Source organism: Collinsella aerofaciens, from assembly GCF_015561195.1.
In the GTDB taxonomy this organism is placed as follows: Bacteria; Actinomycetota; Coriobacteriia; order Coriobacteriales; family Coriobacteriaceae; genus Collinsella; species Collinsella aerofaciens_AC.
In genome coordinates, this window is the sequence record NZ_JADMSU010000001.1 from 232,027 (window position 1) to 257,518 (window position 25,492).

General features: G+C 60.4%; 23 protein-coding genes and 2 tRNA genes. 1 reads left to right on the top strand and 24 read right to left on the bottom strand.

Translation table 11 applies throughout. The features are described from left to right. Nucleotides 1–109: 109 nt before the first annotated feature. The 15 genes from I2H81_RS01040 to asnB all read right to left on the bottom strand — a co-directional run bounded on the left by I2H81_RS01040 (nucleotide 110) and on the right by asnB (nucleotide 15,143). Nucleotides 110–679, bottom strand: coding sequence for a DUF2798 domain-containing protein (locus I2H81_RS01040; protein ID WP_195644202.1), 570 nt, complete (start codon nucleotides 677–679; stop codon nucleotides 110–112). A 333-nt stretch (nucleotides 680–1,012) separates the two neighbouring features. Next, nucleotides 1,013–2,581 carry a threonine/serine exporter family protein gene (locus tag I2H81_RS01045; RefSeq protein ID WP_229107986.1) on the bottom strand — a complete coding sequence of 523 codons (1,569 nt, stop codon included), beginning with the start codon at nucleotides 2,579–2,581 and terminating at the stop codon, nucleotides 1,013–1,015. A gap of 516 nt (nucleotides 2,582–3,097) precedes the next feature. Next, the gene (gene lysS / locus I2H81_RS01050) at nucleotides 3,098–5,062 is read right to left on the bottom strand and encodes a lysine--tRNA ligase (protein WP_195644204.1); all 1,965 of its coding nucleotides are present in this window, start codon (nucleotides 5,060–5,062) and stop codon (nucleotides 3,098–3,100) included. A 78-nt stretch (nucleotides 5,063–5,140) separates the two neighbouring features. After that, nucleotides 5,141–5,611, bottom strand: coding sequence for a transcription elongation factor GreA (greA, locus tag I2H81_RS01055; protein ID WP_117655963.1), 471 nt, complete (start codon nucleotides 5,609–5,611; stop codon nucleotides 5,141–5,143). Nucleotides 5,612–5,717: 106 nt separating this feature from the next. Beyond that, on the bottom strand, nucleotides 5,718–5,993 hold the full coding sequence (gene tatA / locus I2H81_RS01060; RefSeq protein WP_152073393.1) for a twin-arginine translocase TatA/TatE family subunit: 276 nt from the start codon (nucleotides 5,991–5,993) through the stop codon (nucleotides 5,718–5,720). 112 nt (nucleotides 5,994–6,105) lie between these two features. Further along, nucleotides 6,106–6,182: transfer RNA gene (locus I2H81_RS01065), tRNA-Pro, on the bottom strand. Nucleotides 6,183–6,231: 49 nt separating this feature from the next. Continuing rightward, nucleotides 6,232–7,128, bottom strand: coding sequence for a 4-(cytidine 5'-diphospho)-2-C-methyl-D-erythritol kinase (gene ispE, locus I2H81_RS01070; RefSeq protein ID WP_271817466.1), 897 nt, complete (start codon nucleotides 7,126–7,128; stop codon nucleotides 6,232–6,234). A 2-nt stretch (nucleotides 7,129–7,130) separates the two neighbouring features. Beyond that, nucleotides 7,131–7,427 (bottom strand): Veg family protein, encoded by a 297-nt coding sequence (locus I2H81_RS01075; RefSeq protein ID WP_006234957.1) that lies wholly within the window; start codon nucleotides 7,425–7,427, stop codon nucleotides 7,131–7,133. 183 nt (nucleotides 7,428–7,610) lie between these two features. Beyond that, entirely contained in the window at nucleotides 7,611–8,057 is a 447-nt protein-coding gene (dtd, locus tag I2H81_RS01080) for a D-aminoacyl-tRNA deacylase (RefSeq protein WP_138374740.1), read from the bottom strand. Nucleotides 8,058–8,060: 3 nt separating this feature from the next. Further along, nucleotides 8,061–8,702 carry an RdgB/HAM1 family non-canonical purine NTP pyrophosphatase gene (rdgB, locus tag I2H81_RS01085; RefSeq protein WP_195644205.1) on the bottom strand — a complete coding sequence of 214 codons (642 nt, stop codon included), beginning with the start codon at nucleotides 8,700–8,702 and terminating at the stop codon, nucleotides 8,061–8,063. A 143-nt stretch (nucleotides 8,703–8,845) separates the two neighbouring features. Beyond that, nucleotides 8,846–9,571, bottom strand: a complete 726-nt coding sequence (rph, locus tag I2H81_RS01090; protein ID WP_195644206.1) for a ribonuclease PH — start codon at nucleotides 9,569–9,571, stop codon at nucleotides 8,846–8,848. A gap of 55 nt (nucleotides 9,572–9,626) precedes the next feature. After that, a complete protein-coding gene (gene murI / locus I2H81_RS01095; protein WP_195644207.1) occupies nucleotides 9,627–10,511 on the bottom strand; it encodes a glutamate racemase in 885 nt (294 codons plus the stop codon). Between the two features lie 53 nt (nucleotides 10,512–10,564). Further along, on the bottom strand, nucleotides 10,565–11,476 hold the full coding sequence (locus I2H81_RS01100) for an HAD family hydrolase (RefSeq protein WP_195644208.1): 912 nt from the start codon (nucleotides 11,474–11,476) through the stop codon (nucleotides 10,565–10,567). Between the two features lie 111 nt (nucleotides 11,477–11,587). Beyond that, nucleotides 11,588–13,150, bottom strand: coding sequence for a Mur ligase family protein (locus I2H81_RS01105; protein WP_195644209.1), 1,563 nt, complete (start codon nucleotides 13,148–13,150; stop codon nucleotides 11,588–11,590). A gap of 112 nt (nucleotides 13,151–13,262) precedes the next feature. Next, on the bottom strand, nucleotides 13,263–15,143 hold the full coding sequence (gene asnB / locus I2H81_RS01110; RefSeq protein WP_195644210.1) for an asparagine synthase (glutamine-hydrolyzing): 1,881 nt from the start codon (nucleotides 15,141–15,143) through the stop codon (nucleotides 13,263–13,265). 187 nt (nucleotides 15,144–15,330) lie between these two features. Between asnB and I2H81_RS01115 the strand changes: the two genes are divergently transcribed. Continuing rightward, a tRNA-Val gene (locus tag I2H81_RS01115) sits at nucleotides 15,331–15,406 on the top strand. Between the two features lie 696 nt (nucleotides 15,407–16,102). On the opposite strand, the gene I2H81_RS01120 is transcribed toward I2H81_RS01115, so the two are convergent. From I2H81_RS01120 to I2H81_RS01160, 9 genes are all read right to left on the bottom strand, one after another. After that, on the bottom strand, nucleotides 16,103–17,386 hold the full coding sequence (locus I2H81_RS01120) for an aminotransferase class III-fold pyridoxal phosphate-dependent enzyme (protein ID WP_195644211.1): 1,284 nt from the start codon (nucleotides 17,384–17,386) through the stop codon (nucleotides 16,103–16,105). A gap of 69 nt (nucleotides 17,387–17,455) precedes the next feature. Continuing rightward, on the bottom strand, nucleotides 17,456–18,436 hold the full coding sequence (gene argB, locus I2H81_RS01125) for an acetylglutamate kinase (protein WP_195644212.1): 981 nt from the start codon (nucleotides 18,434–18,436) through the stop codon (nucleotides 17,456–17,458). Nucleotides 18,437–18,517: 81 nt separating this feature from the next. Then, nucleotides 18,518–19,786: a bifunctional glutamate N-acetyltransferase/amino-acid acetyltransferase ArgJ gene (gene argJ / locus I2H81_RS01130; RefSeq protein WP_195644213.1), complete on the bottom strand. Its 1,269-nt coding sequence runs from the start codon at nucleotides 19,784–19,786 to the stop codon at nucleotides 18,518–18,520. A 134-nt stretch (nucleotides 19,787–19,920) separates the two neighbouring features. Continuing rightward, entirely contained in the window at nucleotides 19,921–20,991 is a 1,071-nt protein-coding gene (argC, locus tag I2H81_RS01135) for an N-acetyl-gamma-glutamyl-phosphate reductase (protein ID WP_195644214.1), read from the bottom strand. Nucleotides 20,992–21,256: 265 nt separating this feature from the next. Then, nucleotides 21,257–21,667, bottom strand: a complete 411-nt coding sequence (locus tag I2H81_RS01140) for a pyridoxamine 5'-phosphate oxidase family protein (RefSeq protein ID WP_195644215.1) — start codon at nucleotides 21,665–21,667, stop codon at nucleotides 21,257–21,259. Between the two features lie 54 nt (nucleotides 21,668–21,721). Beyond that, on the bottom strand, nucleotides 21,722–22,168 hold the full coding sequence (locus tag I2H81_RS01145) for a pyridoxamine 5'-phosphate oxidase family protein (protein WP_195644216.1): 447 nt from the start codon (nucleotides 22,166–22,168) through the stop codon (nucleotides 21,722–21,724). Nucleotides 22,169–22,198: 30 nt separating this feature from the next. Beyond that, the gene (locus I2H81_RS01150; RefSeq protein ID WP_195644217.1) at nucleotides 22,199–22,999 is read right to left on the bottom strand and encodes an energy-coupling factor transporter transmembrane component T family protein; all 801 of its coding nucleotides are present in this window, start codon (nucleotides 22,997–22,999) and stop codon (nucleotides 22,199–22,201) included. Next, nucleotides 22,999–24,903, bottom strand: a complete 1,905-nt coding sequence (locus I2H81_RS01155; protein WP_195644218.1) for an energy-coupling factor transporter ATPase — start codon at nucleotides 24,901–24,903, stop codon at nucleotides 22,999–23,001. The genes I2H81_RS01150 and I2H81_RS01155 overlap by 1 nt, the downstream gene beginning before the upstream one ends. Continuing rightward, on the bottom strand, nucleotides 24,900–25,490 hold the full coding sequence (locus tag I2H81_RS01160; protein WP_055252299.1) for an ECF transporter S component: 591 nt from the start codon (nucleotides 25,488–25,490) through the stop codon (nucleotides 24,900–24,902). The genes I2H81_RS01155 and I2H81_RS01160 overlap by 4 nt, the downstream gene beginning before the upstream one ends. Nucleotides 25,491–25,492 lie beyond the last annotated feature (2 nt).

Sequence of the window (25,492 nt, forward strand, 5' to 3'; positions counted from 1 at the left end):
GCACGAACCTCGATTGCAAAACCGCCACGTTGGAGTCGGCCTCCCGCGACAGCTTGGACCGCCACAATATTGCCGGGTACTTTTGTGGTTGCTTGCGTGAGCAAGCGCGCTAGGCCGAGAGGATAGCCTTGGGCGCGGGCTCGGCCGTGTGCGTATGGGCGCACTCGGGCTGCTTGGCCGGCTGCATGAGGACGGTACCGATGGGGAACGCACGACGGAAGAGTGCACGGACGATGGGGCCGGCCACGATGATGTTGAACGGCCAGGCCATGATGAAGTTCCAACCGATGTTCTGGATCCAAAGCTGCGGCAGGTTGGGCAGCACGGACATCACGCCGCCAGGCATGTGGGTACCAGCCTCGATCACGCCAAAGAGGGACATGATGATGACCATGGGGACGACCATGCAGGTGCTCACGATAACGGGGATGAAGCGCGGCGAGGTCGAAGGCTTGACGAAGAGTTTAAACGCGACCTTCTTGGCAATCGGGCTCGCAATAAACCAGTCACAGAGCATGGCAAAGATGTATCCAACGGGAAAGCCGAGCCATGCCTCGGACAGGACCTCCATGTTGAGCGCGCCGACGGTGCGGGCAACGTTGTAGATGGACATCCAGAGCACCATGCAGAAGCACATGCTAAAGGTGAAGATCAGGCTCTCTCGTTTGTTAGTAGGCATAAAGTGGGCAATCCTTTCTTTTTGTCCGTCGCTCGCGCGCTTGCCCCGGTGTCTTCCCGCAACAAAAAAGACGGGCGAGATGGGGTCATTTGGCCTTCATCTCGCCCGTCCGTCAACACGCACGCCTGCGACTACTTCCTATGTATACGATTAGCCTAGCACGAAACGCATGCGCTTCGTAAGCGTTGAGTTTGTGGAGATGCAGGGCACCAATAATCCCCGACCCCATAAGTTGCGGTGGAATACGGACTGTTTTACCCCTTTAAGCAGCAATTCAGTCCCTATTTCACCGCAACTCATTTGGTGCAAAGTGACCTGTCCCCCTTGCACCAATTAGCTGGTGTGGCGCCAGCGAGGGTCGGTGAGCGTACGCGCCACACCCAGGCCAACGGGCAAAAACGCCACGATGAGCACTGCACGCACAAACCAGCCGAGCATATTGACCGTGTCGAAGGTGCACATGTAATACATCGAGCGATACAGATACAAGCCCGGCACCATAATGACAATCGAAGGCACCGTGAGAGCGATACGTGGGTAGGTGAGCTTGATTTCTGCCAGGCTTGCCAGCAGGCCCGATACGAGCGCCCCGATGAATGCAGCCGCCTCGGGAGGCATTCCCGCGCTGAGGCCCAGGAAGGGAAGCATCGTCGGCGCATCGACAAGGGTCAGACGCAGGGTATTGGACACGGTGCCGATCAGACCGGCCGCCGCGGCCATCTTTACCGGGCTGTTGAACATAACCGAGAAGCCAAATACACCGATAAAGCTCATCAGTATGCGCAAGAGCGTAAGAGCCAATGGTGAGAGGCCGAGCGGGGCGAAGTCATCCGGCGCCAGCCCCACACATTCGGCAACCATCCAGCCTACAAGGGTCGCCATCACAATAATCGACACGGCATACGAAAGACGCTCAATGCCACTTCGCATATCGAGCTTAGCGATGTCGAGGCCCGCCGTAATGAGAGGAAAGCCGGGAATCACAAAGAGCATGGCGCCGATATAGCCTTCTTGGTGCGACATTGCCCCCGGTATGACCTGGCCAAGGCCGAGCAATGCCAGCAGATACGAAACGCAAGCGAGCGCAACGCCGATCGTCAGCGCGCTAAACTGGCCAAGGCCCTGCTTGAGAATATGGGAACGGGCAAAGTTGCCGACACCAGCGCCCACAAATGCACAAGCCATCTCGATAGGGCCGCCGCCGAGCAAAAAGACGAAGGCGCCGCAAGCACAGGCCGCCGCAAGGCCCTGTTGCCAGGGAGTGTAATCGGGTTTTGAACTCTCAACGGTCTTGAGCATCTCGTGGTACTCATGCACGGTAAACCGGCGCCCGTAAACCTCGATTTCCTTTAAGAAGCTCTCCATCATCCAAATGCGATGGGTATTGACTCCCGTTGTGGGTAGGCTGACGACCTCGTTAAAGCAGTGGCCGCCTTCGATGCAGGTGCACTCAAACGACAGGAGACTCAGGTCGACGTGAATCGTGACGCCGAGTACGGCAGCAACACGATTCATGGTATCGCGCACGCGCCAGGCACCTGTTCCGCTTGCCAGCATAAGCATGCCGGTGCGGCAGATGATGGATGATTTATCGGTGAGCGGCGCATCGACGGCAAGCTCATCGCCTGCCGTCACGATCTGGCGCCAGTCGGTTTTCATATGGAGGGCGCCGGCACGAACGCCGTGGTGCATAGGGGCTCTCGAGAATAGCGAATCGGGGCGCGAAGGCTGTGGGGGTTCCGTCGATTCGATCTCATCCTCGTCGGACCCTTCATCAACAAGGTCGAAAGTATCGAGTGTCGCCGGCTCGCGACGATCGATCAACTCCTCGTCCTCATCATCAAAGTAATTGAACTGATCGAGCATGTCCTCTTCGATTGCACGATCGCTCGCGTCGTCCATATAGACGCTCCCTTCCTGCCGACTAACCCTCATCCTAGGCAGCGACGGCTAAAGGAAACATAAAAGAAACGGCTGTCATGCGAGCCATATGCGCAATAGCCGATGCATCGGTGAACCCTCATCGAGACGAGAGTGGATAATCTCCCGTTTTGAGCCCGCATGCAAACCAAAAGTGGGAGATTATCCACTCTCATTCCGCGGCTAGTCATTGGGGACGTTCTTAAACGACCAGTCAAACAAGAACGTCCCTAACGACTAGTCATTTAAGAACGTCCCCAATGACTACATCGATGTTTTGGCAACGCCAGCGAGCGACGTCCAGGGCGAACAAGTTGACAGCCAAGGCAACGCCGATGCCCTGGCAACGACAGCGAAAGCCCGCCAGAGTGAGCAAGGTGCCTTGAAACGAGGCGGCATTGACCTTTTGGTCATGCCGCCGAAGTTGAAAGGCAGATTGCCGCTCTGGCGGGCTTGCAGCGTCGAGCCGTTACGCGGTTCGTAGAACCGCGTAACTAGTTAGTACATCTTTGCGCCGGCGGGGATGGAAGCGTCGAGCTGGATCAGGTTGAGGCGCTCCTCGCCCTCCTCCTCGTGGATGGCACTGATGAGCATGCCGCAGCTGGGGATGCCCATCATCTTGCGCGGAGGCAGGTTGGTAATGGCGAGCAAGGTCTTGCCGACCAGGTCCTCGGGCTCATAGTATTCATGGATGCCGGAGAGGATGGTGCGGTCGGTACCGGTACCGTCGTCGAGCGTAAAGTTCAGCAGCTTTTTGGACTTCTTGACGGCCTCGCATGCCTTGACCTTCACAGCGCGGAAATCGCTCTTGGAGAAGGTATCGAAGTCGACGAACTCCTCGAACAGCGGCTCAACGGCGATCTTGGAGTAATCGAGCGTGGGCTTAAGCGACGTAACGAACGGGCTCGCGGCGTTGCCGGCCTCTGCAGCCTTGGCGGCAGCGGCACCGGACCGGAAACCCTTCTCGGGCTTCATATGCGGGAACAGCAGGACGTCGCGGATAGAAGCCTGGTTGGTAAGCAGCATGACCACGCGGTCGATACCAATGCCAATGCCGCCCGCGGGAGGCATACCGTACTCGAGGGCGCGCACGTAGTCCTCGTCATACTCCATGGCCTCATCGTCGCCGCCGGCCTTCTCGGCCATCTGGGCAGCAAAGCGCTCGGCCTGGTCGACCGGGTCGTTGAGCTCGGAGAATGCGTTGGCGTACTCGTGGCCGGCGATGACCAGCTCAAAGCGGTGGGTCAGACGCGGGTCGTCCTCAAAACGCTTGGCGAGCGGGCTGACCTCGATGGGGTAATCGCACACGAAGGTCGGGTTGACGATGGTATCCTCGCCCAGCTCATCGTAAATCTCGGCGATGATCTTGCCAGCAGTCCACTCGGGCTTGATCTCCAGCCCCTTCTCGCGCGCGGCGGCGGCAAGCTCCTCGACCGGCGTATCGATGGTGACCTGCTTGCCGAGCACATCGGAGACGATGTCGGTCATGGGACGGCTGGCCCACTCACCGGAAAGGTCGATGGTCTGGCCCTGGTACTCGATGACCTCGGGGTTGCCGATGGCCTTGTTGGCAGCCTTGATGACGCCCTGGGCAAGCGCCTTCATGCCCTCGAGATCGGAGAAGGCACGGTAGGCCTCCATCGTGGTGAACTCGGGGTTGTGGGTGAGGTCCATACCCTCGTTACGGAAGATGCGGCCGATCTCGAAGACGCGCTCAAAACCGCCGACGATGCAGCGCTTGAGGTGCAGCTCGGTAGCAATGCGCAGATAGCATTCCTGATCGAGCGCGTTGAAGTGCGTGATGAACGGCTTAGCCGTAGCGCCACCCTGAATAGTCTGCAGGATGGGGGTCTCGACCTCCATGTAACCGTCGGACTCCATAAAGCGACGGAAGGTGGAGAGGATCTGCGAGCGCTTGCGGAAGGTCTCGCGAACATCATCGTTGGCAATGAGGTCGACGTAACGCTGACGATAACGGGTCTCCTTGTCGGAGAGGCCGTGGAACTTCTCGGGCAGCGGGCGAACGGCCTTGGAGAGCAGGGTCGCGCTCTTGGGGGCGACGGAAAGCTGGCCGCGCTTAGTGCGCACGACCACGCCGGTCACGCCCAGGATATCGCCCAAGTCGAGGGCCTTGAGCGTGCTCCAGGCCGCCTCGTCCATGTCGTTAATACGGCAGAACAGCTGAATCTCGCCAGTCGCGTCGCGGACGACGATGAACATGATCTTGCCCTGACCGCGCTTGGCAACCACGCGGCCGCCGATCTTTACGACGTCCTCGGTGTCCTCGCCATCGGCAAGCCCGGCATACTTAGCCTCGATGTCGGCAACGTAATCCTCGATCTCGGAGTGCTCGGGGTACGGATTCTGGCCCGCCTCGAACAGGGAGGCGCGCTTGGCCAGGCGGGTGGCGCGCTCGTCGTTGAGCGTCGATGCCTGATCGGCGGCGTTCTGGTTTTCTGCCATAGTTAGCTCCTCAAACTAAAACGCTCCCCAGGATTCGGTCCCAGGGAGCGAAAACATACCTTTACGCGGGACCGTGGTCTAGCGTGCGATCTTGGCGATGGTGTAGATGCGGGTCTTGCCGGAAGGCGTAACGACCTCGACGGAGTCGCCCTCGCCGTGACCAATGATGGCGTGGCCGACCGGAGACTCGTTGGAGATCTTGTGCTCGAGCGAGTTGGTCTCGGTGGTACCGACGAGCGTGACTTCCATGACCTCACCGTTGGGATCAATCAGAGAAACGGTGGAACCGATGGAGACGGTCAGATCGCCCGTGGTGGCAGCAACCTGAGCGTTGGCGAGGATGGCCTGAATCTCGGCAATGCGAGCAGCATTCTGGGCCTGCTTGTCCTTGGCGGCATCGTACTCGGAGTTCTCCGAAAGGTCGCCGAACGCGCGGGCTTCCTTGATGTCCTCGACGATCTCCTTGGCGTAATCGCCCTCACGCCAAGCGAGCTCCTCGACGAGCTTCTGGCGGCCCTCAGCGGTCAGTACGATCTGGCTTGCGTCCATACGGATATCTCCCCAACTATGATGTAACGATCAACTGTCAACAAAACGAAAAAGACCGGCTAGCCTGCGGGCAAGCCGGTCAGGTGCTCACCCCAAAGGGATGGGACTACTCTGCGTCCGCGTCGCTGTCCTCTGCCTTCTTTTGCTTGGCAGCAGCGAGCTTGGCCTCGAGCTCTGCGATCTCCTTGTCCTCCTTGGACTCCTCGACCACAACGTCCTCGGCCTGCTTGGTTTCGCCCTTATCGTCGCCCTCCATACCCTCGCGGATATTCTTGACGGTAGAGCCGAGGGACTTGCCGAGCTTCGGCAGGTTCTTGGGCCCGAAGATAATCAGGACAACAACGAGAATAATGATGAGCTCAGGAGCCCTCAGTCCAAACATGTAGACCTCCACAATACAGCGAGACAAGCTCGAATGAGTATACCGCGGGTGTCGCGGTATCACAACAATAGCTAAAAAAAGGGACCGCAAGAAGCGGTCCCTCCTCATGCTCTGGTCGGGTTGACTGGATTTGAACCAGCGACCCCTGCGTCCCGAACGCAGTGCTCTACCAAACTGAGCCACAACCCGTTAGCTCGACTATAGTAACAAAGATTTTCGCCGCGTGCTAGAGAAATTTTTATTTCTTTGGCGCTTCGATGCGAACCGTGTTGGGAATGAGCTCCGTTGCATAAGCCCACCAGCCGTTTTGTTGAGCGGCTGCCGCAAGATTGACTGCTGTGGCGGCAGTATCGCAAATGGCAAACGAGCAGGCACCCGAACCGCACACGTTTGCGGCAATGGTACCGTCCTGTGAACGAAGCCAGTCGAGCACCGTTTGAATCCGCGGCTCCATCTGCGCGGAAATGACGCCCAGGTTGTTGTGGACGAGCGCGTAGGCCGCCTCTGCGTCTCCCGAACGAAGGGCAGATGCGATCGCTCCGGGCTTGTCCGCAGGCGCTGGAGTCTCGTCAAAACGTCGATAGGCTTCAATTGTCGAAACGCTTGCCTCGCGCGGCTTGACCAACACGACGGGCGTTGCGGGCAGCGCGGGATACTCAGTTGCCAGCACGTCTCCCCCACCTACGTAGAACGCAGGGCTCGCGTGCAAAAAGAACGGGACGTCAGCACCAATGCCCCGCGCAATGTCGTCGAGCGCGGGGTCGGTGCGATCAATTCCCCAGAGCTCCGCCAAGGCGACAATGGCCGCGGCCGCATCCGTCGAGGGACCGCCCAAGCCGGCGCACAATGGAATACGCTTCTCAATCGTCGCGCAAATGTTTGCCTCACGACCATAATGCTCGGCCATAGCAACCGCAGCCCGATACGCCGTATTCTTTTGCATGGGAAAATCTGATGCCGGAACCGTCTGGACGGTCAGCGCCTGCGCCGGCGTGACCGTCACGGTATCGGAAAGACCGACAGCTGCCATCAGGGAATCGACCCTGTGGTAGCCGCGGTCATCGCGCTCGGTATGAACCCCCAGGTAGAGGTTAATCTTTGCCGGCGCGGAAAGAGTCAGGGACCGATCGGTCACCGCTAGTGCTCCTCGAGCTGATTGCCGAGCGGGGTAAAAATGTGCTCGCCGCTCTCGGGGTCGAACAGCTCGACCTGGCCGGTGAGAACATCAATATACTGGTAGGACTGACGCGACTTGCGGCCACGGCGCTCGTCGACCTCGACGATAAAGACTGCCGGATGGACGCTCTTGATGGTGCCCATGCGCTCGACGACGCGGGTGCGGCCCATGTTGGCCTTCACCTTAACGCGATCGCCCACCATATCGGTCAGCTTCTCGTGGATGTCGTCGACGTGATTGACTTCCATCTCTTCCATGAACAGGGCCTCCAGAAGGTGCAATTCAAAAAGGGGATAATACCCCTAAGATAGACAAAACTCTAATACTATAGCACCCTGCTGCCGTCATACGCAAGTAGCTAAATAAGCCCCGTCCCAAATACGTACCAGACGACAACCTCGCATGACCAGTAGTTACGCGGTTTGGTAAAACCGCGTAACCTAAAGACTATCGGTGTCCAGAACGATGGTGAATGGACCGTCGTTGACGAGGTCGACCTTCATGTCGGCGCCGAAGATGCCGTGCGCTACGTGCTCGACGTCCTCGCGCACAAGCGTCAGGAAGTACTCGTAGAGCTCGTTGGCGACATCGGGGGCGCCGGCATCCGTAAACGATGGACGGCGGCCGTGACGGCAATCGGCGAACAGCGTGAACTGCGACACCACGAGCACTTCGCCGTCGACATCGGCAAGTGCCAGGTTGGTCTTGCCGTTCTCGTCCTCGTTAATGCGCAAGCCCCGGAGCTTGCCCCACAGCTTATCGGCCTCGGCGCGCGTGTCGCCGTGGCCCACGCCCAGCAGCACCAGATAGCCGCGCCCAATTTTGCCCACGCACTCGCCGTCGACCGTCACGCCGGCGTTGAGCACGCGCTGCACCACCGCACGCACGGCCTACCCCTCGCCCGTCAGTTTGGCGGATAGGTGCTCGAGCGCATGGAATCGATGGCTGATGGCGTTCTTCTCGTCCGCCGTCAGCTCGGCCATGGTCTTGCCCGGCGTGTCGACCGGCAGGAACAGCGGGTCGTAGCCAAAGCCGTGATCGCCGCGGCCCTCGTGTGCGATAACGCCCTCGCAAGCGCCCTCACCATAGGTGACCAAACCGTCCGTGTCGATGAGCGCGACGACGCTCATAAAGCGCGCAGTGCGGTCCTCGTCGGCCACGCCCTCCAGATTCACAAGCAGCTTGGCATTGTTGGCGGCATCGTCGCCATGAACGCCCGCGTAGCGCGCGCTATACACACCGGGCTCACCGTCCAGCGCGTCGACGACCAGGCCCGAATCGTCGGCAATGGCCATGAGCCCCGTCTCTTCGACGGCAGCCTGCGCCTTGATGATGGCGTTCTCCAAAAACGTCGTGCCGTTTTCCTCGGGGTCCTCAAAATCGCCCAGCTGGCCGAGCGCCACAAAGCGAACCTCGGGCATAACCTTGCCCAAAATGGCCTCGATCTCGGTGAGCTTATGGGCGTTGCCCGTTGCCACGACAATGGTCGCCGCCGGGTCGAGGGTGTCGATGTCGATCTTCTCAAGTGCCATGACTGGCCTCCTTGTCTCTATAGCAATGCCGTGTTGAGGACAACGAGGCCTCGGCCTCTCCCCCTCTTAATCAGCGGCAGTCTTATACTTCGACGTTTTCCCAGATAAAACCTGCCAAAATAAACCTGTCCCTTTTTGGCAGGTTAGGCGAGGGCTTGGCGCTGGAGCTCGATGAGCTCGGCGATGCCCTTGTCGCCCAAATCGAGCAAGGCATTGAGGCGCTTGCGGTCGAAGGGCGCCTGCTCGCCCGTGCCCTGGAGCTCGATCATCTCACCGGTATCGGTGGCGACAAGGTTCATATCGACCTCGGCGTGACTATCCTCGGAATAATCCAGGTCGAGCAGGGTGTTGCCGTCGACAACGCCCATGGAAATCGCGGCGACCTGGCCCGTGAGCGGGATGCGCTCGAGCTTACCCGCCTCGACCCACATGGCAAGGGCGTCGTGCAGTGCCACCCAGGCGCCGGTAATGCTTGCCGTTCGCGTGCCGCCGTCTGCCTGAATCACGTCGCAGTCGACGGTAACGGTATACTCGCCGAGCGCCTTCATGTTGACGACGGTACGCAGGCTGCGGCCGATGAGGCGCTCGATCTCCATGGAGCGGCCCTTACGCTTGGCGTACTCGCGCTTGCAACGCTTACCAGTCGATGCCGGCAGCATGGCGTACTCCGCCGTTACCCAACCGGCCTTGGCGCCCTTGCGCCAGCCCGGCACGCCCTCCTCGATGGTGGCAGCGCACAGCACGCGCGTATCGCCAAACTCGGCCAGGCACGAACCGTGGGCGTGCTTCATAACACCACGGGTGAGCTTGACGGGGCGCAGTTCATTGGCGGCACGGCCGTTGGCGCGGTTGACCTGCATGTATTCCATGGAACTATCCTTTCGGCAAAAGAAGAGGGCAAGTCTTTGGACGGTAACCCTACGTCTATTTCAGTTCGTCGATATCGATATGTTCGATGCTCTTAAGCGGCTGGCCAAAGATAAAGCTACCCGCAACCGCAAACTCGGCAATGTTATCGGCCGTCGTCGCAAAGCGATGCTGCGGCTCGGCGGCGTCGCCCGCCAGCTGCTCGCGGCGCGTGAGAATATCGGTCAGCTCGCGCGTGGTCTCCTCGGCGGAGCTCACCACGCGCACTCCGGGACCCAGCGCATGGCGAATAGGCCCCACGAGCAGCGGGAAATGCGTGCAGCCGAGTACCACGGTATCGATGCCGTGGTCGCGCAGCGGTTCAACCGTAGCGCCGACCAGCGCGCGTACGGCAGGCGTATCGAAGATGTCCTCGTTCTCGAGCCACTGCTCTTGCAGATGCGCGCCCGAGGCGAGCTCGTGCTCAACGACCTCGACAAAGCTCGAGGCAGGGCAGCCGCATACGTCGACGCCGGCATCCAGGTCCTGAATGGCACGCGTGTAAGCGCCTGAGCGAATGGTGAGGTTGGTAGCGAGCACGCCCACCCGGCGCGTGCGGGTGCTGTTGATTGCCGCGCGTGCGCCCGGTGCGATCACACCGATGACGGGGACGTCGAGCACCTGCTGGGCCAAACGCAAGGCCGCTGCAGTCGCCGTGTTGCAGGCGATGACCATGATCTTGACGTCGTGCTTCGACAGCCAGCGGCCTGCCTGCAGCGCAAACGATCGCACCTCGTCCTCGGTGCGGGTGCCATACGGGCAGCGTTTGGTGTCGCCGAAGTAGTAGACGGACTCATGCGGCAGCGCCGTCGCGATGGCGCGTGCAACCGTCAGACCGCCCAGACCCGAGTCGAATACGCCAATGGGGCGCGTGTCCCCGGCCAGATTCTCGATATCGGACATTACCTCACCAGATTCTCTCTCGAAAAGATATGGCTCAGAACGATAGGACCGCGTTACGAACGAGCCGCGACCAGCAGCTCGGCCGTTGCCACCCAGCCGTCGACAATCTTGCCGCGCGTGACGTAGGCGTTATCGCAAGCGTCCAGGAACTCGGGCGCGCCGGCACTGGTCAGGCCGTTATCGACCAAACAGAACGTGCCAACGTGGTCGGCCATGTAGAAATCGGACTCGGAATCACCGAGCGCCAGCGTCTCCTCGCGCTCGATACCCAGGTGCTCGCAGAAACGTGCGATGGCAACGCCCTTGTTGAGGCCGGCGGGATTGATGTTAAACGCGCGGCCATCCTCGACGCGTTCGAGCTCGAGCGTCGTCGGCTTGGACAGATGCGTCAGGTGGCCGTTGCAGGCCCAGACCAGACCGCAGTCGGCCTCGTCCAGGATGGCCTGGACCTCGTCGTCGGGCACATCGCCGCGCATGCCGACGGTGACCTCGCGGTACTTGTAGCCAGTCGACATGTCGTTGTGGTACTCGATCTTATGCGGCCAGCGGGCGAGAATCTTCTCGCACACGCCAGTCTGCTCGATCACCTGATGCGGCGTGAGGCCGCAGGCGGGGTCGTAGGGCATATCGCCGGTCAGATACTCCCAATCGTTGGCCTTGAGATCGTACATGACCAGGCCACCCATCTCGCCGATGTAGGAGTTGAGGCCGAGCACGCGCGCATCCTCGTGGATCATGGTGCGGTTGCGGCCCGAGGTGGGGACCACCTGGATGCCGGCGCGGGCAAGTGCCACGACAGCCTCGACGAGCTTGGTCGAGGGGTTGCCGTCGTTGTCGCGCAGCACGCACGAGCCGGGCGCAAGCATGGTGGCGTCCAGGTCGGTAAAGACGTACTTAACCTTGGCAAGACGCTCGCGCATCTCGCCCGAAAGCTCAGCGACGATCGGCAGGGTATTGTGGGACATGGTCACTCCATTACGTAGAAGGGGCTTCTGGTCTTAGGCAGCGCGCCTCACTTGAGGGAAAACGCGCTTGCAACGGCAGCGCGCTCAGGACGCCGCCCTCATCGCAGTTCATTAGTCAAACTGGGTAACATCGATTAAACGGTTGGCAAGCGAAAGATCGCTCTCGATGGGTACGAACTCATCACCCACGTGCATGAGCTCTTCGTCGCCCTTTGCCAACAGCAAGACGATGGTAGGCACATCGGGGCTGACGTATTCCTCGCGCGCCGCCTTGAATGCCGCGTGCACAGCAGCCTCGCGATCGAGGATGATCTTGTTCGGGGTATCGTCGGGAACATGCTCGGCAAGCTCGCGACAGACCTTCATCGGGTCCTCGTGAGCCGGATCCTCGTTGGTAAAGATCAGCAAATCAGAATATGGTGCGGCCTCGCGCGGAAGCTGCTCACGGCGCTCCTGCGCCTTGCCTCCAGCAGCACCAAACAGCGCAATGACCGGACTGGCGGGAAACGCGCGCTTGACCGACAAAAAGAGCGAGCGGAACGAAAGTTGGTTGTGAGCGTAGTCAACAACGCAAACCACGCGTCCATCCTTCGACTCCACGACCTCCATGCGGCCCGGCACACGCAGCTTGGAGAGGCCCTTCTTGATGGCATCGATTCCGATGCCAATCTCGCGCGCAGCGGCGATAGCGACCAGCGCGTTCTCCACGTTAAAGTCTCCCGCGATACCCAGCAGGACCTTCTCCCCCGCCTCGGGCTTGTCGGCGCTCATGCCATGCAGGTTAAACTCGATGTTAAAGCCGACCATGCGGACATCGCTTGCCCACAGGCTCGCCTCGGGATGCTCGACGCCAACGGTCACCAAGCGCTCGGCCGTCGACGCGGCCTCCAGCACGCGTTCGACTTCATCGGTGCCCAGATTCACTACGGCGGTCTTAGCCTGATCAAAGATCCTGAGCTTGCTCTCAAAATAATCCTCGAAGGTCGGGTGCTCGATCGGTGAGATGTGGTCACGCCCGATATTGAGGAAGCACGCCACGTCAAACGGTAGGTTCTCGACGCGCTGGTACTTGAGCGCCTGGCTTGAGACCTCCATAACCATGGACTGGCGACCAGACGCGCGGCAGTTGGCGATATGGCGCCAGACCTCGGGGGCCTCGGGCGTGGTGTTGGTGCTCTCGTAGCACTCGATACCATCGTCGGTGTTCACCGAGCCGATCATGCCACAGGACTCGCCCGCCGCCTTGATGATGGACTGGAGCATAAAAGCGGCTGTAGTCTTTCCCTTGGTACCGGTGATGCCCACGATCTTAACGTCGTGGTCGGGGCGGTTGTAGACCTCCGGCGGCAGCAGGGCCATGGCCGTGCGCACGCTGTCCACGACCAGCATCGCCGCGCCGTTCTCTTTCGCCAGCGGCTCCAGAGACTCGACCAGCGACTCTTCGCACACAAATGCGACGGCGCCCGCATCGAGCGCCATGCTCAAAAACGCGGGCTTAAAGGCAGCGCCCTTGCAAAAGAACACGTCACCTGCCGAAACCGCGCGCGAATCAAACGAGCAGCCGGTCACGGCACGCTCGTCAACCTGCTCCGATGCGTGCAGCTCGCCGCACACATCGAGAAGCTTGGCAAGCGTATCGACCGTGGTCACGGTCGCGGAATCCGAATGGTGCATCTTTCGCCTTTCTCAGCCATTTGGCAGGGACGGTTTTCATAGTAACTGAAACGTGCCTGCGCAAAAACGGCTCCCGGAGGAGCCGTTACGCGCAGGCATTCGAAAGCCGAGGCTAGGCAGCCTGAACAGAAGGCTGGCCCTCGTCGATAAAGAAGCGCTTGTACCACACCAAGAACACGAGCGGCGTATAGATCTTGCGCTGGAAATCGCCCTTGCCCGCAAAGTGCAGGTCGAGCAGATGCATGAGCTCGTCGGTGTCGAAAAACTCGCTTGCCCACGGCGCGGTGAAGTACTCCTTGACGTAGTCGTACCACTTTTGCTCGCGCAGCCAGTAGACGATCGGCACCGGGAAGCCCACCTTGGGACGGGTGGCCCACTCATCGGGCAGCGACTTGTTGGCGGCGTGGCGAAGCACCTGTTTGTTGCCGTTCTCGTTGATGCGGTAGCGGTCGGGAATGTGCTCGGCGAACTCCATGACCTTGCGATCCAGGAAGGGCACGCGCAGCTCCAGCGAGTGCGCCATGCACATCTTGTCGGCCTTGAGCAGAATGTCGCCTGGGAGCCACATGTTCATGTCCAGATACTGTTTCTTGACCAGCTCGGGCTGACCCTTCACGCGCGCATAGATGGGAGCGGCAAGCTCGAAGGCGCCATCGCCGGTGTTGTACTCGGGCTTGAGTACGCCGTCGACCTCGCGCTCCGGCCATACCAAGGCCTGGCCCAGGAACGACTTCTCGGGGATCTCGGCACCCTTGACCAGGAAGTTATGGCCCTTGAAGTACGGCATATGCAGCGCCAGGTTACCGAGCGCGCGGCGAATGGGCAACGGCACCATCTTTTTGTACTTGCGCACCGGAACCGTGTCCTCGTAGTAGGCGTAGCCGCCAAAGAGCTCGTCGGCGCCTTCGCCCGAAAGCACGACGGTGACGTCCTTGCGCGCCATCTCGGCCAAGAACCACAGCGGCACAGACGACAGGTTGGACTGCGGCTCGTCCATGTGATACTGAATGTCCTCGAGTGCGCCAAAGAACTCGTCGGCGGTAATCATCTTGCGAACATTCTCGACGCCGAGCTTGTCGGATAGCTCCTTGGCGTAGTTAGTCTCGTTGAAATTCTTGTAATCGAAGCCCACCGAGAAGGTCTTGTCGGGCATGAGACAAGCGGCAATATAGCTGGAGTCGACGCCGCCGGAGAGGAAGGAGGCGACCTTAACATCAGCGATGCGATGGGCCTCGACGCTCTCGTGCACAACCTCATCCAGCTCGTCAACGTACTCCTCAAACGGCTTCTCGACGGCGGAGTAATCGCAATCCCAATAGCGCTCGACGTTCATCTTGCCGGTCGGGATGTCTACGGTAAAGTAATGCGCCGGCGGCAGCTTGTAGACACCCTCGAAGAAGGTCTCCTCAGTTGCCGAATACTGCAGCGTCATGTACGGACGCAGGGCCTTTTTGTTGACCGCCTTGTGGAAGTGCGGGTAGTCCAGGAAGCTCTTGATTTCGGAGCCAAAGAGCACGCCCGGCGCGCCGTCGCCCGCATCGGCCATGGGATAGTAGTAGAGCGGCTTGATGCCAAAGATGTCGCGGGCGCCAAAAAGCTTGTTCTTCTTCTTGTCCCAGATGACGAAGGCGTACATGCCGCGCAGGCGATCGAGTACGGCCTCGCCCCACTCCTCGTAGCCGTGCAGGAGGCTCTCGGTGTCGGCTCCACAGTGGAACTTATAGCCCTTGGCCTCGAGCTCGAAGCGAAGCTCCTGGAAGTTGTAGATCTCGCCGTTGAAGACGATAACGACGCTGCCGTCCTCATTGGCCATGGGCTGAGCGCCGGCCTCGGTCAGGTCGAGGATCGACAGGCGGCGGAAGCCCAGGGCAACGCGGCCGTCGATAAACTGGCCGCCCATGTCGGGACCACGATGGACGATGCGGTCCATCATCTTGGTGAGCACCTCGGATTGGTTATCCGTCCCACCGACAAAACCGACAAAACCGCACATATACTATCCCCTCTGCTGTTGCTGGGTATCAAATCGAATCAGTAGCTTTTGAGTATACCCGAGGGTGTAAAGAGGGACGGAATGTTCAGGCAATCTCAACTGAATCAGCTCCGCGCCGACACGCGCCGGTTACCTTTAATGGATATGAGGTGAATGGGGCGATTGTTTTGCTATACTCTCTCCGCACGGGCGATTGGCGCAACGGTTAGCGCAGGTGCTTTACACGCACAAGGCTGGGGGTTCGAATCCCTCATCGCCCACCACTGAATTGGAAACGGCCCTCGAAAGGGGACCGTTTTTGTTTGGGCCCATCGCAGAGGGATTCGAACCCGCCAGGGCGCGGAGCTGAGGAAACGCGCAAGCGTTTTCCAGCGCAGCACGCGAGGGCCGCAGGCCCGAAGCGGAAGCGGGCGGCGAAGCCACACGCGAAATCCCTCATCGCCCACCACTTGATTGAAAAGGCTCCCAGCGATGGGGGCCTTTCCTTTTTAGGCCCAGTGCAGAGGGATTCGAACCCGCCAGGGTGCGGAGCTGAGGAAACGCGAAGCGTTTTCCAGCGCAGCACGCGAGGGCCGCAGGCCCGAAGCGAAAGCGGGCGGCGAAATGGACCCTTGGCGAATACCCGTGTGCAAAAAATGCCAAATATGAGTACTGCCACCTTTTTGATGGCAGCGTTTTCGAAGTCATAAAAGGCAAATCCGACATTAGAACGACGATCAATAGTCCAGTTAAGCCAATTTACTAACTACAAAACTGGACATATGTGGCCCAACTCGTCTAAAAACGCCTATTTTATATGTTACAAGGTTAGTGCCAGTACTCATATTTGCCACTTTTTGCACACGGCCCATCCCAGTCATGGTAAATCGGTAGCAAAACGGGTTCCGGACCGCTGAATCGTGCCGCATATGGCACGCCCGCAGTCCAGAACCCGGTCCAAATTAAGTTTTTGCGCCGTGTTAGGCCAAAACGTCCGACAGGATCTCGATCAGGCTGTCCACGTCGGCTTCCTCGCAGACAAGCGGCGGCAGGAAACGCAGTGTGTGGGCACCAGTAGCGTTAATCACAGCACCGGCGGCCAGCGCACGGGCAACAATATCATGCGCATCGCCCGCTGCCTCATCCAGGTCGCAGCCGAGCATCAAGCCGCGACCGCGTACCTCGGTAACGTGCGGAAGCTTGGCCAGCGCCTGTTCCATATAGGCGCCCACCTTGGCAGCATGCTCAGCGTAGTCGCCGCGCACGAGCGCGGAGAGCGTCGCGGCGCATGCCGCGACGGCCAAGCAGCTACCGCCAAAGGTCGAGCCGTGGTCGCCGGGCTTAAACACGTCGGCTATCTCCTTCTTTGCCACCACGGCGCCCATGGGAACGCCGTCGGCGATGCCCTTGGCAAGACTCATGATGTCGGGTTCCACGCCATAGGTCTGATAAGCGAACGGTTTGCCGGAGCGGAACAGACCGCACTGGACCTCGTCGGCGATAAGGACGGCACCGGCCTCGTGCGCCAGGTCGCGCGCCGCCGTCATAAACTCCTCGGTCATGGGATGCACACCGCTCTCACCCTGAACCGGCTCGAGCATCACGGCGCAAATCTCGCTTCCCAGCTGCTTAAAGATTGCGCGCAGCTCATCGACATCGTTGGGCGTGCAGGCCACAAAGCCGCCCGGCAGCGGACGGAAGCTGTCCTGCAGCCAATCCTGCATGGTGGCGGCAATGGTCTCGAGCGTACGGCCGTGGAAGCCGCCGCGCATGCATACGATGGTGTTGCCGCCGTTACCAGCACGCTTGGCGTACAGACGCGCGAGCTTCATCGAGCCCTCGTTGGCTTCGGCACCGGAGTTGGCAAAGAACGTCTCCCATACCTGCTCGTCCGCAGCCGGGGCACCGAGCGCAGCGGCCGTGGTCTCATCGCCGGCGGCAATGGCATCGGCCAGCACGCGCACACCATCTACGTCGTCGTTGGCAAGCTTGGACAGCAGCGCCGCGACCTGTCCACGCTGCTCGATGTAGAAGTAGTTAGACACATGCAGAAGCTTTTTGGTCTGCGCCTCGAGCGCCGAAAGCACTGCAGGATTACCGTGGCCTAGGCTACACACGCCAATACCAGCGAGAAAGTCAAGATACTCACGGCCGTCATCGCCGGTGAGCTTCATGCCGTGGCCCTCGACAAACTCTACCGGAGAGCGACCAAAGGTATGCATAACGTAATGGGATTCGAGCGATTGTTGAGTTGCAAGTGACATGGGATGCCTTTCGTTGGGCGCCGTACGGCGCAGGGCTATGGGTGCAGGGACGCGACGACCGCGGGTCAGCTAGACCGTCTGGAGCTTCTCGACCTCGTCGAGGTTCTCGGTCAGGCGCGCGGCAAAGGTCGAAAGCGGGTGCGGATGCGTATCGAATTCGTAGGCCGTCTCGGTGGAGTGGATCACGGTACCGACGCCAGCATCGGTCAGCAGCTCCAGCAGCAGCGAGTGCGGCGTCGTGCCGTTGATGATGTGCGCGCGAAATACGCCACCAGCAAGCGCATCGACAGCGGCGCGCAGCTTGGGGATCATGCCCTTATCGACCTCGCCGCCGTAGAGCATCTCGTTGACCTCGTCGAGCGTCAGGTTGGAGATGAGCGAATCCTTATCGCTAAAGTCCTTGTACAGGCCGTCGACGTCGGTCAAGAAGATCGCCTTGTGCGCATGAAGCGCCGCCGCAACGGCGCCGGCGGCGGTGTCGGCATTGATGTTGAAGAAGCCACCGTCCTCCCCCACCGCGACCGTGGCGATAACGGGAATGTACTCACTGTCGAGCAAACGCTCGATATAGTCGGTGTTGACGTGCGTGACCTTGCCTACGCGGCCGAGCTCTGGGTCGAGCGGCTCGGCGATAAGGGTGCCGGCGTCGCTGCCGGACACGCCCACGGCCAGGTTGCCGTGGTGGTTGAGCGCCGCGACCAGCTCCTGATTGACCTTGCCGCCCAGTACCTCGCGCACGATATCCATGGTGGCAGGCGTAGTCACGCGCTGGCCGTTCTTAAACTCGACGGGGATGTCGTAGTGGCTGAGCGCCTCGTTGATGGCCTTGCCGCCACCGTGCACGATAACAGGGCGCATGCCGATAATCTTGAGCAGGACGATGTCGCTCATCACGTCACGGCGCAGCTGCTCGTCGACCATGGCGGCACCGCCGTACTTGATAACGACCGTCTTACCGGTCAGGTTCTTAATCCACGGCAGCGCCTCGAACAGCAGCTGCGCGGTAACTTCGTTGGATTCGCTCGAGCGACAGTCGCGTGCGAACTTCATAGTCTGCCTCGTCTTTCGTGTAGCTATCGCGCCGCACCTCGTTGCCCGCGATTGCAGCGGGACGCGCGGCACATCGGGAGTCTAGGAACGGTAGTCGCCGTTAATGGAGATGTACTCGTGCGTGAGGTCGCAAGTCCACACGGTGGTCGCCGCGTCCCCTGCGCCCAGGTCTGCCGAGATCACGATCTCGGGCGCCTCAAAGCGACGCAGCGCCTCGTCCTCGTCAAAGGGAACGGTCAGGCCATCACGGCAGACGGGCATACCCATCATGTCGATGGACACATCTTCTTGGTTAAACTGCACGCCGCACTTGCCGAGCGCCATGGCAACGCGGCCCCAGTTGCAGTCGTGGCCGGCGATGCAGGTCTTGACGAGCGGCGAGTTGGCGACAGCACGAGCGGCGATATCGGCCTCCTCGTCGTTGGCGGCGCCGGTGACGTTAACCGTCACGAGTTTGGATGCGCCCTCGCCATCTGCGGCGATGTTGCGCGCCAGGCTCTCGCACACCTCATGCACGGCAAAGGCCAGCTCGTCGAAGGCGTCAGAGCCCTCGACAATAGGCTCGGCATCTGCGGCAGCGGCGCCGGAGGCAAGCATGATGCAGGTGTCGTTAGTCGAGGTGTCGGAATCGACCGTTACCTTGTTGAAGGTCTGCTTGACGGTGGAGAGCAACAGGGCGTGGAGCGCCGCCGGCTCGACGGGGGCATCGGTGGTGATAACAGCGATCATGGTGGCCATGTTGGGCATGATCATGCCCGAGCCCTTGCACATTCCGCCTACCGTATAGACATTGTCCGCATGACCCGCGGCCTCGCTGCGGTAACACACGGCATACTCCTTGGAGTGCGTGTCGGTCGTCATGATGGCGCGAGCGGCATCGGCGCCACCGTGGGCGGAGAGCGCCTCGTAGGCAGCAGGAATGGCGGTCTCAAACGTGTCGATCGGCAGAATCTGGCCAATTACGCCCGTGGAGGCGACCAGAATCTGCTGGGGCTCGCAGCCGATGACCTGCGAGGCGATGTTGCAGGTCTCGCGCGCGCAGGCAAGACCGGTCTCACCCGTGGCGGCGTTGGCATTGCCAGAGTTGACCGAAACGCCGGCAATGACGCCGTAGCCCTTGTCGGCGCCGCCCAAGTTGGCACGGCTCACCTGCACGGGCGCCGCACAAAAGCGGTTAGTCGTAAACACACCGGCCCCGGGACAGGGTTTATCGGGCACGACGAGCGCGTAATCCAGGCGCTCGGGATTCATGCGGAATCCGGCATGGATGCCCGCCGCCTTAAAGCCGGCCGCCGCCGTTACGCCGCCCTCTACGGCACGAATCATGATATCAAACTGCTCAGCATTCATCGTCTTTATGACTCCTTATGTCAAACAAAAAAGGGGCATCGGTTGGTGCGCCATGCCAGCCACAATCATGAGACCAGCTTAAGAGTGGCGCCCCACTCGATGCCCGACTACCAAATCGTTAACAATCGAATGTGCTACACCGGGCACGCCACCGTGGGCAAGCCTCGTCGCTCGTCAAAACCAAAGATGATGTTGGCGCACTGGACCGCCTGGCCTGCTGCACCCTTGCACAGATTGTCGATGGCGCCCGTAGCCACCAGGACGCCCGCGCGTTTGTTGAGCGCGAGGCCGATCTGGGCGGCGTTGGTGCCGACGACCGAAGCCGTCTTGGGCTGCTGACCGGAATCGAGTACGCGCACGAAGGTGCGACCGGCGTAGAACTGCTTGTAATGGTCGACAACGTCCTCAAGGGTCAAGGTATCGATAGCCTGCGGCGCAAGCGGCATCGTCACCGTAGAGAGCAGACCGCGCTTGAGCGGTGCCAGGTGCGGGGTAAAGACAACACGATCGGTTAGGCCCAAGATCTGCTCGATTTCGGGCGTGTGGCGATGCTTGCCCACGCCATAGGCCTCCAGGTTTTCGTCCGCGCTGCAAAAATGCGTACGGGCGTTGCAGGACTTACCGGCACCCGTTACACCGCTGATAGCGTCAACGATCACGGGGCCGCTCTGGGCAACCCAGCCGACGCGCACGGCAGGCGCGGCGGCAAGGCTCGTTGCGGTGGGATAGCAACCGGCGCAGGCGACCAGTACGGGCTTGCCATCGGCGTGGTCGGATGCAGCGGTCTCCAAATCCTGGCAGAACAGCTCGGGCAGACCAAAGGCACGGCTCTTGAGTAGCTCGGGGCTCGTGTGCTCGGCGGCATACCAGGCCTCAAAGGTGGCCGGATCGCTCAGGCGATAGTCGGCCGAGAGGTCAATGCAGGAGACTCCCGCGGCAAGCAGGGCGGGCACCTGTGCCATGGCAGCCGTGTGCGGCACGGCCAAAAAGACCGCGTCGCAGTTCTTGAGCTCGGGGGCATCGTGCGTCGTGAAGACAAGATCGCTCACGCCGGTGAAGCTCGGGTACACCGCAGACAACGGCTGGCCGGCATCGGCGTTAGACGTAATGGCAGCAAGTTCAAACTCGGGATGACCGAGGACGAGGCGAATGAGCTCGGCGCCGGCATATCCAGCCGCACCAACGATTCCAACCTTTAATGACATATCAGACTCCTTGTCTGCAGTTATGCACCAATACGCATCCTGCAGCCGTCGTTATGAAGTGAGTTGAAACTTTAGCACCAAAAGATGCATATATACGCAAATCTTTTGCATATTCATGCATTGAAACAGTCCCGACACATTCACTCAAAGGAATTGACAAATAAACATGGGCCCCATATTGCCCAGTGCACCTTACGGTGACGTTGCAATGTGGGGCCCGCTACATGCGAGAATTTGAATTGTCGAAACTTGCTGAGAGACTCGTTTAGAGCTCGACCGGCACCCATTCGTCGTGGTTGCAGATAAAGGCCTCGGGTTCCTCCACGCTAAAGAAGACGAGCGTGGGATCGTCTGCGCCCTCGTAGTGCTCGCCTAGGCGCTCCAGGTGCTTCCAACCTGCCTTGCGCATATCGGGAGCGGCCTGGTCATCCAGGCCCGCATGCCCGCGCAAGATGAGCCAGCCATGGCCCGGCCACCAGCTCGTGGCCTCAAAGCGTTGATTTTGCAGCAGCTCTTGCCACACGTCTTTGGTGCGCGCCGTTACAAACCACAGCTTGCCGTCCTGAATCTGCGCAAACGAAAACGGACGCACATGCGGCTGTCCATCCACGCTCGTCGCCAGATACCACGCCGGCACCGACGTCAGATACTCCAACACCGTATTCAATCCGTCCATGTGTCCTCCTGGCACTAGTCTTTTTGGGCCGGGGCTGTTTTAGCTGCCCTAGGGTTAAAGCTCCAGGCGCTCCTCGCTGCCGTCGATATCACAGAAGCGGGCAGCGATATTGCGCACCGAGAAAAACGCAAGGCGACCGTCGCTGGCGCCCTCGTGGTCTTCGCCGATGCCCACCATGTGCTTAAAGCCGGCTTGGCGCACCCGGTCGCTCACGACCGCGTCGTCCTCGAGCGCGGCCTCGCCGGTCAGCACAATCCAACACTCCCCCGGTTTCCAACCCGAAACCTCAAACTTGGGATTCGTGCTGAGCTCGGCCCACACGTCCTTATCGCGCGAGGTGCAAAACCACAGCTTGCCATCATCGACCATGGCAAACGAGAACGGCCTCACGCGCGGCTGATGTCCGTCCGTCACGTCAATCGTGGCGAGATACCACGCCGGAATACGCCTAAGATACGAACAGGCGCGCTCGAGCTGCGCCGTGCGGTCGTTGTCGGTCATGGGAATCCCTTTCCTGCGCTCGAATCGCGCCTAAACAAGTTGAAGATTGATGACGATGACGCAGATGAGCAGCAGCGCTGTCACCACCGCCGCCAACGCATCGCCGCGGCCAAATGCAAGCGCATGCAAACGCGTGCGGCCCTGCTCGCCATGATAGCAACGGGCATTCATGGCGGCAGACAGCGTTTCGGCATGACGGAACACACCCGTGAACAGCGGAATCGCCACACTGCCGAGCATACGCACGCCGCCGAGCGGGCCTCCCGTCACGCGCGCACCGCGGCTCGCCTGCGCATCGGCCGTCTGCTTTATCTCGGTGGCAAACTGCGGCATAAAGCGCAGCGCGATGCCCATGATCATGCCGAGCTCGTGCGCAGGAAGTCCCACACGCGCAAACGGCGCGAGCAGGCGCTCAAAGCCCGCGGTGAGGTCGAGCGTCGGTGTGGTGAGCGTGATAGCGCTCATACCGGCCATCATCAAAGTCAGGCGGCACGCCATAAAGACGGCGGAATGCATCGAGCCCTCGCTTATCTGCAAAAAGCCGAGCTGCCACAGAATGCGCCCACTCTGATCGGTAAACAAGTTGAGCACCGCGACCACCGCGACGATCGCCAGCAGCGGCGCCATCGATGACAGGACGCGACGAACCGGCACCCGAGACACGGCATAGGTCAGCACAACGAAAATTGCGACCGGGGCCAGTCCGCGGAAGCTGCTGACTGTGAGCGTCGTGATCAGAAACACAAAGCCCAGGAGCAACTTAGTTCGCGGGTCCAGGCGGTGAATCGCACTATCGCCGGGATAGTAGCTGCCAAACGAAAACGCCTCCATTAGCAGCCCTCCTCTCGCGCGACCGTCTTGGATTTAGCAATGTCCGCGACGTTAGAAGGACCGCCCGAGCGACCGATTAGCAGGTCCACCAACTCGCCTGCCAGCGACTCAACCGTATAGAGCCCGCCGCGACGCAGCGGCACGCCCACCTCCGTAAGCGCCAGCGCCATACGCTGGGCGGCGGGAACGCCCAAGCCGATCGACTTGAGCTCATCGGCATGCGCAAACACCTGCGCGGGGGTTCCCTCGGCAAACACCGCGCCTTCGTTCATTACGACGATGCGGTCGCAGCAATTGGCCAGGTCATCCATGCTGTGCGAAACCATGACAACGGTCAGGCCCTCGCGATGGAGCCGATCGATGAGCCCTAGGAGATCCCTGCGGGCAGCCGGATCGAGCCCCGCCATGGGTTCATCGAGCACCAGGACTTCGGGCTCCATGGCGAGCACGCCGGCGAATGCCACACGCCGTTGCTGACCGCCCGAAAGCTCAAAGGGACTCTTGTCGCCGACCGTGGAAAGATCGAGGCCCACGCGCGAGAGCGATGACTCGACACGACGGTCGACTTCATCTTGCGGCAAGCCAAGGTTGTGCGGACCAAACGCCACGTCCTGCGCCACGGTTTCGGCAAACAGCTGACGCTCAGGATACTGAAACACCACGCCGACCTTGGCCTTAACCGCAGTGGCGTCTTTCTTGTTTGATAGGTCGAGCCCCAGCGCGCAAACGCTTCCCTCCTGGGGACGAATCAAACCGTTGAGATGCTGGACCAGCGTCGACTTACCCGAACCGGTATGACCTGCCAAACCCAGGAACTCGCCGCGACGCACCGTCAGCGATACATCGCGCAGCGCCCACGGGCTGCTGGGGTCGTTTCCCCAGAGAGCCTGTTTGTTCGATTTGCCCGCAGTGGCCGAGCGCTTATGCCAGCGGCGGCGCTCGCGCGGACTGAGCGAATAACTGTACGAAACACGGGATAGCTCGATGACGGGCTCCGACGCGTTGCCCTCGTTGTCTACCGGAACAGTGCCGTCAGCGATTTCCAACTGGGATACGGAAGACTGCCCCGCGATGTCTGCCCCACTTCGCTCGGCATAAGCCTGCGCAATCTCGGCGACCATATCCGCCTCACGCACCTGTGCGCAAACGGGCACGCCCTTCGCACGAAGCGACCTGCCCAGACAGCACGACGCCGGCATATCCAGGTTGAGCTGCGCAAGTTCGTCTGCCCGCGTCAAGATTTCCTCGGGCTTACCGAGCATGGCAACGCGCCCCGCCCGAAACACCGCGACACGATCGGCCTCGGCGGCCTCTTCCATAAAGTGCGTAATCATCACGATGGTCATGCCGCGAGCGTGCAACGCGCGGCAAGCCTTCATGAGGCCCTTGCGTCCACGCGGATCGAGCATCGAGGAAGCCTCGTCCAATATGAGCACGCGCGGTTCCATGGCGAGCACGCCGGCAAGCGCCACGCGCTGCTTTTGGCCGCCCGAAAGCGCATGGGTCTCGTGGCACTCAAAGCCCACCAGGCCCACGCCCTTCAGCGCCTCGCGTACGCGCTGCGCAATTTGCGCCGATGGCACGCCAAGGTTTTCGGGACCAAACGCAACGTCATCTTCGACAAGCGTTGCCACCAGCTGATCATCGGGATTCTGGAATACCATGCCCGCGGTCGAGCGAATGTCGTAGACCAGCTCGGGATCGGACGCATCCATGCCGTTAATGCGCACCGTGCCCGCATCGGGCTGCAGCAGCGCATTCAGATGCTTGGCAAACGTCGACTTGCCCGACCCATTGCCACCGAGGATGCAGAAAAACTCGCCGTCCTCGATATTCAGATCGACGCCGTCGAGTGCCGGTACGGCACCGTCATAGCTAAAGGAAACGCCCCGACACTCAATCATGCGCGGCCTTTGACCTGGTCCTTTTTAGGCGTGATGAGGTTGGAGACCGCTTTATACACCGCCAGTGTCAACACCGAGTTAAGCACGGTCTTGATAAGGTTGAACGGCAGCACGGCAGGAATCATGAGCGGGGCGATCACATCGACCGAGCCATACCAGAACCATACGCCAATGGTAAGGTTTGCGACCATAGACAACGCCGTAGCGGCAATAACGCCGAGCACCAGGCCAATCACGGCACCCTTATAGGTATGCATCTTCTGATAGACGATAGCCGCAGGCAGAATGTAGCCCAGCGTGGCAACCAGGTTCATAAGCGCGCCGACCCAGTCACCCGTGGTGAGCGCATGGATAACGATAGCCATAGCGGCAACAGCAGTGCCGGCGCCAGGACCATACGCAAACCCGCACACCATCGCCGGTACCAGCGACGGGTCATACGTCAAAAACGGCGCCGAAGGAAGGATAGGCAGCTGCACGTACATAAACAGGGCGCCCAAGGCGCACATCAACGCCATGGTAACGAGCTGTTTGGTGCTCCACCTATTCGTGTTCTCAAAATGGATATGCTGCGACTGTTCAGACATAA

Bases quoted from the DNA above. Each gene is read 5' to 3' on its own strand.
- I2H81_RS01040 (WP_195644202.1), bottom strand. From the start codon at position 679: ATGCCTACTAACAAACGAGAGAGCCTGATCTTCACCTTTAGCATGTGC.
- I2H81_RS01045 (WP_229107986.1), bottom strand. From the start codon at position 2,581: ATGGACGACGCGAGCGATCGTGCAATCGAAGAGGACATGCTCGATCAG.
- lysS (WP_195644204.1), bottom strand. From the start codon at position 5,062: ATGGCAGAAAACCAGAACGCCGCCGATCAGGCATCGACGCTCAACGAC.
- greA (WP_117655963.1), bottom strand. From the start codon at position 5,611: ATGGACGCAAGCCAGATCGTACTGACCGCTGAGGGCCGCCAGAAGCTC.
- tatA (WP_152073393.1), bottom strand. From the start codon at position 5,993: ATGTTTGGACTGAGGGCTCCTGAGCTCATCATTATTCTCGTTGTTGTC.
- I2H81_RS01075 (WP_006234957.1), bottom strand. From the start codon at position 7,427: ATGGAAGAGATGGAAGTCAATCACGTCGACGACATCCACGAGAAGCTG.
- rdgB (WP_195644205.1), bottom strand. From the start codon at position 8,702: ATGGCACTTGAGAAGATCGACATCGACACCCTCGACCCGGCGGCGACC.
- rph (WP_195644206.1), bottom strand. From the start codon at position 9,571: ATGGAATACATGCAGGTCAACCGCGCCAACGGCCGTGCCGCCAATGAA.
- murI (WP_195644207.1), bottom strand. From the start codon at position 10,511: ATGTCCGATATCGAGAATCTGGCCGGGGACACGCGCCCCATTGGCGTA.
- I2H81_RS01100 (WP_195644208.1), bottom strand. From the start codon at position 11,476: ATGTCCCACAATACCCTGCCGATCGTCGCTGAGCTTTCGGGCGAGATG.
- I2H81_RS01105 (WP_195644209.1), bottom strand. From the start codon at position 13,150: ATGCACCATTCGGATTCCGCGACCGTGACCACGGTCGATACGCTTGCC.
- asnB (WP_195644210.1), bottom strand. From the start codon at position 15,143: ATGTGCGGTTTTGTCGGTTTTGTCGGTGGGACGGATAACCAATCCGAG.
- I2H81_RS01120 (WP_195644211.1), bottom strand. From the start codon at position 17,386: ATGTCACTTGCAACTCAACAATCGCTCGAATCCCATTACGTTATGCAT.
- argB (WP_195644212.1), bottom strand. From the start codon at position 18,436: ATGAAGTTCGCACGCGACTGTCGCTCGAGCGAATCCAACGAAGTTACC.
- argJ (WP_195644213.1), bottom strand. From the start codon at position 19,786: ATGAATGCTGAGCAGTTTGATATCATGATTCGTGCCGTAGAGGGCGGC.
- argC (WP_195644214.1), bottom strand. From the start codon at position 20,991: ATGTCATTAAAGGTTGGAATCGTTGGTGCGGCTGGATATGCCGGCGCC.
- I2H81_RS01140 (WP_195644215.1), bottom strand. From the start codon at position 21,667: ATGGACGGATTGAATACGGTGTTGGAGTATCTGACGTCGGTGCCGGCG.
- I2H81_RS01145 (WP_195644216.1), bottom strand. From the start codon at position 22,168: ATGACCGACAACGACCGCACGGCGCAGCTCGAGCGCGCCTGTTCGTAT.
- I2H81_RS01150 (WP_195644217.1), bottom strand. From the start codon at position 22,999: ATGGAGGCGTTTTCGTTTGGCAGCTACTATCCCGGCGATAGTGCGATT.
- I2H81_RS01155 (WP_195644218.1), bottom strand. From the start codon at position 24,903: ATGATTGAGTGTCGGGGCGTTTCCTTTAGCTATGACGGTGCCGTACCG.
- I2H81_RS01160 (WP_055252299.1), bottom strand. From the start codon at position 25,490: ATGTCTGAACAGTCGCAGCATATCCATTTTGAGAACACGAATAGGTGG.